At 36.6% G+C, this 10,799-nt stretch carries 9 protein-coding genes and 1 other annotated feature; all 9 genes read right to left on the reverse strand.

What is annotated here, in order from left to right; genetic code table 11:
- Window positions 1-57: 57 nt before the first annotated feature.
- The gene (locus tag AX762_RS02850) at window positions 58-1,068 is read right to left on the reverse strand and encodes a rod shape-determining protein (protein WP_071847655.1); all 1,011 of its coding nucleotides are present in this window, start codon (window positions 1,066-1,068) and stop codon (window positions 58-60) included.
- 215 nt (window positions 1,069-1,283) lie between these two features.
- A complete protein-coding gene (locus tag AX762_RS02855; protein ID WP_071847656.1) occupies window positions 1,284-1,484 on the reverse strand; it encodes a cold-shock protein in 201 nt (66 codons plus the stop codon).
- A gap of 206 nt (window positions 1,485-1,690) precedes the next feature.
- Complete coding sequence (gene radC, locus AX762_RS02860) at window positions 1,691-2,374, reverse strand: DNA repair protein RadC (protein WP_071847657.1); 684 nt, start codon at window positions 2,372-2,374, stop codon at window positions 1,691-1,693.
- A 63-nt stretch (window positions 2,375-2,437) separates the two neighbouring features.
- Window positions 2,438-3,094, reverse strand: a complete 657-nt coding sequence (locus AX762_RS02865) for an HAD family phosphatase (protein WP_071847658.1) — start codon at window positions 3,092-3,094, stop codon at window positions 2,438-2,440.
- Window positions 3,091-5,745 carry a valine--tRNA ligase gene (locus AX762_RS02870; RefSeq protein WP_071847659.1) on the reverse strand — a complete coding sequence of 885 codons (2,655 nt, stop codon included), beginning with the start codon at window positions 5,743-5,745 and terminating at the stop codon, window positions 3,091-3,093. The genes AX762_RS02865 and AX762_RS02870 overlap by 4 nt, the downstream gene beginning before the upstream one ends.
- A 46-nt stretch (window positions 5,746-5,791) precedes the next feature.
- Window positions 5,792-6,013 (reverse strand) — a binding site (T-box leader).
- Window positions 6,014-6,024: 11 nt separating this feature from the next.
- Window positions 6,025-6,528 carry a peroxiredoxin gene (locus AX762_RS02875; protein ID WP_071847660.1) on the reverse strand — a complete coding sequence of 168 codons (504 nt, stop codon included), beginning with the start codon at window positions 6,526-6,528 and terminating at the stop codon, window positions 6,025-6,027.
- A 69-nt stretch (window positions 6,529-6,597) separates the two neighbouring features.
- Window positions 6,598-7,815 (reverse strand): tRNA uracil 4-sulfurtransferase ThiI, encoded by a 1,218-nt coding sequence (gene thiI / locus AX762_RS02880; RefSeq protein WP_071847661.1) that lies wholly within the window; start codon window positions 7,813-7,815, stop codon window positions 6,598-6,600.
- Window positions 7,816-7,827: 12 nt separating this feature from the next.
- The gene (locus tag AX762_RS02885) at window positions 7,828-8,964 is read right to left on the reverse strand and encodes a cysteine desulfurase family protein (RefSeq protein ID WP_071847662.1); all 1,137 of its coding nucleotides are present in this window, start codon (window positions 8,962-8,964) and stop codon (window positions 7,828-7,830) included.
- Between the two features lie 161 nt (window positions 8,965-9,125).
- Window positions 9,126-10,799, reverse strand: a 1,674-nt coding sequence (locus tag AX762_RS02890) for a septation ring formation regulator EzrA (RefSeq protein WP_143139268.1), incomplete at its 5' end; no start/stop codon positions are given.

The raw sequence follows: 10,799 nt of genomic DNA on the forward strand, positions 1-10,799 counted from the left end.
ATAAGTTATCATTCATTAAATTAGCGAGAAGAACGTCTTCCCGCTAGTTTAATATATTTATCTAGATTGTTTTCTGTAAATATCTAAATGACTTAATGCTTCACCAGTTCCTATTGCTACGCAGTCTAAAGGATTGCTTGCAACAAAAACAGGGACATCCGTTTCTTCAGCAATCACATCGCTGAGATGTTTTAACATTGCTCCACCGCCCGTTAAGACGATACCTCGATCGATGACATCGGCTGAAATCTCTGGAGATGTATCTTCTAATGTTCCTTTTACAGCAACAAGGATTCCTTCTATGACTTCTTTAATAGCTTCAGCTACGTCGACAGCTGGAATAGAAATTGTTTTTGGTAATCCTGTTAACAAATCTCTCCCTCTGATGTCCATAGAACCCATATCTTTTGATGCCTCAATAGACGCACTACCTAATTCCATCTTCACTGCTTCAGCGGTTCTTTCACCTATGAGTAAATTATATTTATTTCTTATAAACTGAATAATCGATTGATCCATTTGATCACCAGCCATCTTGATAGTACGACTACTTACAATACCTCCTAAAGATATTGTAGCAACATCAGTGGTTCCACCACCTATATCAATAACCATACTACCCGTCGGTTCATTGACTGGTAAACCTGCACCAATCGCCGCTGCAAATGGTTCCTCTATTAAATAGGCATCTCTTGCACCGGCCATTTTTGCCGCATCGATGATTGCTCTCTTTTCAACTTCAGTACCGCCACCAGGAACACATACAATTACTTCAGGTTTGGTCCCTCGTCTACCTACTGCTTTGGTAATGAAATATTCTATCATTGCAGCTGTCGTATCAAAATCAGCAATAACACCATCTTTCATAGGACGTAAAGCAACAATACTTCCGGGTGTTCGACCAATCATCTTTTGAGCATCTTCACCAACTGATACAACTTCATTAGTTGTTTTATCTTTTGCTACAACTGAAGGTTCGCCTAGAACAATACCTTTTCCTTCTATATACACTTTTGTATTAGCGGTACCCAAATCAATACCGACCCCTTTTTTTCTAAACCAGAACACTGAAAAATCTCCTCTCAAATCTCTAACTCACTAATGTATTTTTAATTTAACATTACAATATGTAATTGTACCCTTTTCCAAGTGATTATGCACTAGCTAACTTACAATTTATTTCAAATTTAATATTTGAAACGTGACTTGAACTTATTTAAATGTACTAAAAAACCGAGTAGGATAAAATCCTACTCGGTCAAAAAAATTATAATGGTTTAGTATTACGCTTTTTCTACGTTAGCTGCTTGAGGTCCGCGTGCGCCTTCTTCGATATCGAAAGTAACTGCTTGACCTTCATCTAATGATTTGAAGCCTTCTTCGTTGATAGCTGAGAAATGTACAAATACATCTTCTGCACCTTCGCGCTCGATAAATCCAAATCCTTTTTCTGCGTTAAACCATTTTACTGTACCATTTTCCATATTACTGTTTCCTCCTCGTGCCTTAAATGCACAAATTATTTCACATTATTGCTAAAGGTACGAATCGGAATGTTATTACACATTACTTGGTTCTTTCCCTAACAAAATGCTACGTTAATACTACCATGGAAAAAGATATATCGCAAGTAAATAACCCCAATTGATTAAAATCAATTGGGTACTACACTATAGTATTAATCAATAAATCACAATGCTCCACATTCTTTTAAACTGACATATCGATCTTCTCCTATGATAAAGTGATCAAGAAGTTCGATGCCCACAATCTTTCCAGCTTCACTCATTCTTTTCGTAAATGCCAGATCCGCTTCTGAAGGTTCAGGGTTTCCCGATGGATGATTGTGAGCAATGATGATTCTTGCAGAAGAATATTTGATTGCGGCTTTAAATATCTCCCTAGGATGAGCGACGCTCGAGTTTAAACTTCCTTTAAATATAGTCTCTTTTTTTATTATTTCGTTTTTAGTATTTAAAAACAATCCCACAACTAGTTCTTGTTGCAAACCTTTGAGTTCTTCCATTAATAATTTCCCAACAAATTGACTTGAAGTAATGGCACCTTCTTTTAGGACTGTCGATTTTGCCATTCGTTTACCAAGTTCAATAGAGGCAAGTAATTCAACCGCTTTTGCTTTCCCTATACCTGGTATAGATAGTAATTCTTCAAGAGATGCATTTTTAAACATGTATAAATCATCAAAGTATGAGAATACCTGCATGCTAAGCTGTAAAACATTGTAGTCCTTGGTCCCTGTTCTCAATAAAATCGCGAGTAGTTCATGATTAGCTAAGGCAGCAGGTCCATATTCTGCCATCCTCTCTCTAGGTCGTGACTGTTCTGGAACATCAACAAATTTTTGATTAAGCATAAATTTCCCTCCTAAATAAAAAGAAGAGAAGATTTTAATCTTCTCTTCTTTTTATATTACCCATTAAATTATTTTCTCACTTTTTATTTTCATTAAAACTTCTTCCAAATCCTCACAAATATCTAATGTTTTAACTTTTGCCTCTTCAGTCGGATGAATTAAGTCGGGAACCATAATGACTTTATATCCAGCTGAACAGGCCGCTCGTATACCATTTAAAGAGTCTTCCAGAACTAATATCTCTGATGCTTCATCCCCAACTAATTGAACTGCTTTTTGGAATATTTCAGGATGAGGTTTAGATTTAGCAACCTCATCTCCCCCTATAAAATCATCAAAATATATGTGTAGATCTGTTAGTCGTAATAATTTGTCTACTATCTTCCTTTCTGAACTAGAGGCTACAACAGTTTTGTACCCTTCTTCTTTCAAATAGGTAAGCAATTCTATAAGTCCTATTTTTAACTGAGGTACCTCAGAAAATAAAATATCTTCCAAATCTTTTTTACTATCGACAATAAACTGATTCACTTTTTTTTCTGGAAACTGTTTATACATCGCCTCAAAGAAATCAGATTCGCTTACGCCGATATATTTCTTATAAAAAGAATAATCGAAGGGAATATTTAGAGCATCCGCAGTCTTTTGATTAGCCCTATAGTAAAGAGGTTCGGTATCAAACATTAAGCCATCCATATCGAATATTACAATAGAATTCATATTAGATCTTCTTTTACTTGTTTTAGTTTTACGATTTGGTTCGTTATAGCATCATATTTTTCTTTGTAGTCTTTCCCTTTTTCTTTTTCAGCTTTTACAATCTTGTCCGGTGCATTTTGAACGAATTTTTCATTTGCGAGTTTTTGCTCTACTCTATCCATTTCTTTTTGCCACTTCATTTTATCTTGCTCTAGTCGTTCTATTTCTTCTTCAATATCAACTAAACCGGCTAAAGGAAGATAAACTTCTGCGCCCGAAATAACTGCTGATTTCACTTCACCTGGCACGTCAACTTCAGTATCGATGATCAACTCATTAGGATTACAAAATCTTTCGATAAATGAGCGGTTTTCCAATAAAAACATCTTTTCTTTTTCGCTTTTTGTTTTTATCAATATATCAATCTTTTTAGATAGCGAACGATTAGCCTCTAATCTGATAGAACGGACAGAACGAATCAATTCGGTAAGCATCTTCATGTTGATAATTGCTTCATCATCTTCGAATTCACTTGAAGTTACAGGATACTCTGCCACCACGAGCGATTGCCCTTCATGTGGAATATGTTCCCATATTTCTTCTGTAACAAACGGCATAATCGGATGAAGTAAGCGCAACGTTTGATCCAGTACGTAAAGCAAGACAGACTTCGTAGTAACTTTTTGTTCGTCTGTTCCTTGAATGAGCAGCTCTTTACTCATTTCAATATACCAGTCACAATAATCATCCCATATAAAGGTGTATAGTCTTCTACCAGCTTCCCCGAATTCAAATTTTTCAAACAATTCAGCGACTTGTTTAATTGTTTCATTTAACCGGGCTAAAATCCATTTATCTGCAATGGATTTCTCTCCTGACATGTCCCTATCAGAGTATGAGAAATCCTCTAAATTCATGATGACATAACGACTGGCATTCCATATTTTATTGATGAAATTCCAGGAAGCATCCATTTTTTCATAGCTAAAACGAACATCATGTCCAGGAGCTGAACCATTTGATAAGAACCACCTTAAGGCGTCCGCACCATATTGATCGATCACTTCCATTGGGTCGATACCATTGCCTAATGATTTACTCATTTTTCTGCCTTGTTCATCACGAATAAGACCATGAATCAATACATTTTTAAATGGCGCTTTCCCGGTAAATTCTAAACTTTGGAAAATCATGCGACTGACCCAGAAGAATATGATGTCATATCCAGTTACTAAAGTGCTTGTCGGGAAATATTTTTTGAAATCCTCTTCATCTTCGTTCGGCCAGCCCATAGTGGAGAAAGGCCAGAGAGCTGAACTGAACCACGTGTCAAGCACGTCATTGTCCTGCTCCCAGTTCTCACTGTCTTCAGGAGCTGCTTCTCCTACATATATCTCGCCAGTTTCTTTATGATACCAAGCGGGAATACGGTGTCCCCACCAAAGCTGTCTGGAAATTACCCAATCGTGTACATTTTCCATCCAGTTATTAAACGTTTTTTCGAATCGTTCAGGTACAAACTCCACTTTATCTTCAGTTAATTGGTTTTCTAGCGCACGTTCAGCTAGGGGCTGCATTTTAACAAACCATTGCGTTGACAATCTCGGTTCGACGATAACGCCAGTACGTTCTGAGTGTCCGACACTGTGGATCATCTCTTCAATTTTTATAAGATACCCTTGATCTTTCAAATCTTTAACTAAAGCTTTTCTCGCTTCAAACCGATCCATACCTTCGTATTTTCCAGCTAATTCATTCATTGAGCCATCAGTACTCATGACATTCACTTGCTCTAAATCATGACGCTTACCGATTTCAAAATCATTAGGATCATGGGCTGGAGTGATCTTAACCACACCCGTCCCGAACTCTGCGTCTACATAATCATCCGCAATAACAGTTAATTCACGTTCTACGATAGGCAATAAAACTTTTTTGCCAATCAAATGCTGGTATCTTTCATCGTCAGGGTGGACAGCGATTGCTGTATCCCCGAGCATTGTCTCTGGACGAGTTGTGGCGATTTCTACTGTCTCCTCAGTACCAATGATTGGGTATTTGATATGGTAAAACGCGCCATTCACATCTTTATGATCCACTTCGATATCAGAGAGCGCAGTTTGAGCTTTAGGATCCCAATTAATAATATATTCGCCACGATAAATCAGACCTTTTTTATACAGATCAACAAATACTTTGTTTACCGCGTCATTGAGTCCTTCATCTAGAGTAAATCGTTCTCTGGAATAGTCAACCGAGATGCCTACTTTTGACCATTGAGTCCGAATGTTACCTGCATATTCCTCTTTCCATTCCCAAACTTTTTCTATGAATTTTTCTCTACCTAGGTCATATTTCGAGATAGAATCCTGCGCTAGTTTTTCTTCGACTTTAGCTTGGGTGGCGATCCCCGCATGATCCATGCCGGGTAACCATAACGTGTCATGCCCTTGCATTCTTTTTTGACGAATGATGATGTCTTGTAATGTCGTATCCCAAGCATGACCCAAATGCAATTTACCCGTAACGTTAGGCGGTGGAATGACCACAGAGTAAGGTTCAATTCCTGTTTCATTCGGTTTGAATAAATCCTCTTTTACCCACTGCTCGTATCTTCCTTCTTCTACTTTTAAAGGTTCATATTTTTTTGACATATCTTTTGCTTTTTCCATTTAGTTTCACTCCTTTTTTTCATAAAAAAAAGCACTCATCCTAAAACTATAGGACGAATGCTTCGCGGTACCACCTAAATTATCATTACATAATTGAATAATGATCTCTTAATAACAGAAATAATGGCCTGTTAGTCCAGCTATAGCTACTTCTCTTCACTATATCAGCTTTCATGCTACTTCTTAATTAGACTAATCAGGGATTTCCAGCAGACACCCATTCTCTGAGATTATCATAATCAATACTACTCATGATCATTGCTTATTCTATTTAGTTATTTAACTTAATTCTGCCTCTTCATGTCTTGCAGCAGATAAAGCTTCTTCAAAGTGCGGATCGCCTGACATTTCTTTTACTATTTCTCTATGGACAATTTGTCCGTGTCTGTTTAAAACAAATACAGCATGCGCTATTTTATCTAATCTTTTAATATATAAGCCATATTCTTTTGCAAAAGTTCGTTCGCCATCGTGTAACAATATGGTTTCAACTTCTTTTGACTGACCCCATTCTGATTGCTGTTCAACGGTATTTGTTGAAATAGATAGAACGGTCGTATTGCTTAAGTTTTTTGCCTTTTCGTTAAAAGTATCTGTTTGTCGTGCACATGTACTTGTTACTATATCAGGAAAAGTACTCAAGATAACAACTTCTCCTTCAAAGTCTGAAAGTTTTACATCCTCGTTCTTTAGATTCTTAAGGTTAAAGGAAGGAGCGTTATCTCCCATTTCTGGAATTGGTCCGTTCGTTTGGAATTTCTCACCTTTTAATGCTACGTCCATAATTTCCCCTTCTTTCGTATATTATACACTCAGTGTAACTGTTTCGAAAGAGGATTTGCAAATTAAACATCATAATAAATCAGCAAATGTTTTTTCTGATTTCTTATTCTCATTTGTTTCTGTATTAATTTGTTCGATCTTTATCCCGTTCAAAGCATTAGTCATTAACTCCGAAACGTTCAACATATTCTCAAAATCTTGAATTTTTTTCAATTTCGGTTTAGTCTTTGGAGTGCTTGAAGCAAAAATAGTGCAACAATCTTCAAAAGGCTGAATAGCTAATTCAAAGGTGTCAATTTGCTTGGCGGTATCTATAATATCATTCTTATCCGTAGTAATCAAAGGACGCAATACCGGTGTGCTCGTCACTGCATTGATCGCCAGCATACTTTCAAGCGTCTGTGATGCGACCTGACCCAGAGACTCTCCATTAACAATTGCTAATCCGTGACGTTGTATTCTTATTTCGTCAGTCAACCTGAACATCATTCTTCTTGTGATCGTCATAGAGTATTCTTCTGGTATCACTTTTTTTATCTGCTCTTGAATTTCTGTAAAAGGGACCTCAATAAATGTGATTTCTCCAGCAAAACGAGCTAATTTGGCTGTTAGATCCTTTGCCTTTTTTAATGCCTGCGGGCTAGTATACGGAGGGCTATGAAAATGAACAGCTTCAATCTCCATACCCCGTCTGAGAGCCAAATAACCTGCTACAGGAGAATCTATACCACCTGACAGCATAAGCATACCCTTCCCAGACGAACCGACTGGCAGACCGCCTAAGCCCTGAAGTGTATCGATTGAAATATATATTCCACGTTCTCTCACTTCAATTCTTGCAGCTACAGTAGGATTCTTCATTTGAACATGAATATCATCGAAAGCATCTTCTACTGCTGTACCAAGCATGCGATTAATTTCATGGGTGTCAAATTCAAATGAATGATCTGCTCGTTTCGTATTGATTTTGAAAGACATACCCGGACTGTAATGACTTTTCATTAATTCTATGACCGCATCCTTAGCTGCATCGACCGATCTTTCAACTCTTATAACTGGTGAAAAGGATTGAATACCGAATACGTCATGCATCTTTTCAATCACTGACTCAGCATCTTCACCATTTAATTTCACATGCATACGATCACGATTAAAGGTGATTTTCAAGTCATTATATCTTACCAACTCACTTCTTAAATGTTTATTTAATTTTTTTATAAAGTATTTCTTATTTTTACCTTTAGTGGATAGTTCCCCGTATCTTATCATTAATTCTGTGATTTCCAAATCATTACCCCTTTATTCAATCAATTTCAATTGTGAATGTATCTCGTTGAATGCTTTCTTAAAAACATCTACCTCTTGTTCAGTGTTTAGATAGCTCAGGCTAATACGCACAGCAGATTCTGCTTCGCTTTTTGTGTAACCCATTTCTGCGACAGAATGAATTTTATCTTTTTTCTTACTTGAACAAGCACTTGTAGTTGACGTATAAATATCTTCTCTTTCTAATGCGTGAACCACTACTTCTCCTCGAATGTTCTTTATTCCAAAACAAATGATATGAGGAGCACTTTCTTTTGGCGTAAATACCGTGACTTTATCAAGTGTTGACAAATAATTTATAATCAGATTTTTCATCTTTACTAATTCAACTTTATTATGTGTCTTTTTTTCCATCAGCAATCTTAATGCCTTGGCCAAAGCAACGCTTCCTGGAACATTCTCAGTACCGCTCCTCAGGCTATGCTCTTGCCCTCCACCGCTCATCAAAGGAGCAAGTTGTCTACCTGCTTTTACGTAAATGAAACCTGTTCCTTTAGGCGCATGAAACTTGTGTCCTGAAAAAACGGCCATATCGATCCTTGAGTCGTTCAAATTCAAGTCTATTTTACCAATAGCTTGCACCGCATCCACATGGAAATGGATAGACGGATAGTGTTCGAGTAGCTCACCCACTTCTTTTAAAGGCTGCAGACTACCCGTTTCACTGTTCACTGCCATTAAAGAGACCAAAACCGTTTCTTTTGTGATAGCATTTTTCAGTTCATCAATATCAATTTTTCCTTCTTTATCAACCGGAAGATAAGTAACGTCCCATCCTAAAGTTTCAAGTTGCTCCAAACTTTTGATTACTGCAGGATGCTCAGTCGAGGCTGTGATAACATGACGACCATAATCCATTTTTTCAATAGCAGTACCTTTTATAGCCAGGTTATCACCTTCAGTACCGCCACTGGTAAAATATATTTCGCCTTCACTTATATTCATTATATGAGCAATTTGCTTTTTAGATTGAGATAAAAGCTGCTGAGATCGCTCACCCAACTGATGTAAACTCGACGGATTACCAAAATAGTTTTCGCTGACTGATTGGTAAGTACTTAGTATTGTCGAATCTGTCTTTGTCGTAGCGGCATTATCAAAATAAATCATCTGGCACCTCTTCTAAATACTTGTTTTAGTCAAACTTTATCCATTGTAACAAAATCATTCAACGCCTCAAGCCTCCAGTGGTCTTTCCATTCTACTAGAGTTCTCGAAAAAGACTCTTAGCCGATACCTTTCCATTCGGTCTAAGAGTCTATACGTATGATTTATGCGTAGTTTTTTTCTTTATTGTAAATTGCTTTAACTTCTTCAAAAGCTCCTGCTTCTATTGATTCCAGTTTTTCTCTTACCATTTTAAGTGACGTTTCATAGTCATATTCATCTAAAAATAACGCTTCACTGTATTTGATTGTTTCAATCACACCTGGATATTCCTCTTTATAACGGTACAAGCGTTGACTAGTTAATTCAGTGAGTAGCGCATTGTCTACTATTTTCTCTGTTTCATCCGCTAAATGCTCGATATCCTCATCACACTGCGCGTGAAGCTTCGTTACTTCTTTAAAATCTAATTTCGGTCTCGCTAACTCTACCGAGAGTTGTTCCAAATGATCAGTGGTATAGAAAAATATATCTAAATAATTATCTGGAAGTCCTGGGAGATTTTTTGCTTGTATATATCTTTTCATTTCTCTCAAGGACTGCTCCATATCCTCTAGGTCATTTTTGATTTCTTTTTCCTTTTCTCTATATGAGTACAAGCTTTCAGACAGAGCACTGTATGACTGTGAAAGGTTCTCAAATCGATCAAACGCTTGGATCAACAACGTTTCTGCATCTGAGTAAGCTATATCATTTTTACCAACTTGAGCTGTAACGTCAGAGACAAGTTGTTTCTGTTCTTTCACAACCTTATTCAGTTCCAGATACGTTTCATGTTCTTCTTGATAAAGATGATAACTTTGACCTATGCGGTCCAGTTCCAAACTCAATTCCTTGCTTTGATTAGTAACATAGTACATAATCTTCGGCAATTTCCTAGAGAGCGTTTCAGTAGCATGTTTAGCATTAATTTCTTTTTCCATTGTACTGTATAATTCATCAATTAAATGTTCAACGATTTCTTGTTCAGATTCAATGGCTTCCAGTTTAAGCTTAGATAACAATTTCTTTAAATGGGTGATTTTCCCAGCGAGAAGAGTGATTCGTTCTTCCATTTCAACTGATTCAGGAAAATTGTACTCTTGAGTAATTAGTTTTTTATGACCTTCTTCGATTTCTTCCAGTTGTTTCTCGTAATTATTTTCTATTTTATCATTAAGTTTGGGAATAGATAATATCATTGTTTCCATTTCGGTTAAGCGTGTTTCCAACTGACTAACAACTTTTTTCGCTTCTTCGTGATCTCCTGAAGCGGTTAAGTCTGAGAAAGAAGTGAATAAATTTTCCATCACTCCCAATTTTTCTTCAAGACTATTAATAGATTCACCAAATGTAAAGCTTTTAGCTAACAATTCTTTTCTAACTTTATGGTAACGTTTTTTTATCGTTTCAATTTTCCTTAGGTTTGCCTGTTCTCTTTGTAAAAGCTCATCTAAATTTTGAGATGTTTTTGCTAAGCTATTCTCAGACTCTTTTATTAATTCAACTACTTTTTTTTCGCTCTTGGTCGATTGATTAAAGCGATATCGATCAGTGGATTGTTCCGCTTCAAACAAATGAGACTCAATCGTTTGAAGATTCTTTCCTTCAATGTTCTCAATGTCAGTTATTACTGCATCTGCTACTTCCTTCGATTGACCCGTAATCATCATTTTATCTAAAGTACGGACCTTATCAGTAGGGATTTTATTATAGAGTTCCTTTTTTTGACTATCTAGTTCATCAATTCTTTCAAAATGTTTCTTTTTCATATAGTATGTACTGATATAAATTAATAC

Origin of the sequence: Alkalibacterium sp. 20 (genome assembly GCF_001885615.1) — a bacterium.
Lineage (GTDB): Bacteria > Bacillota > Bacilli > Lactobacillales > Carnobacteriaceae_A > Alkalibacterium.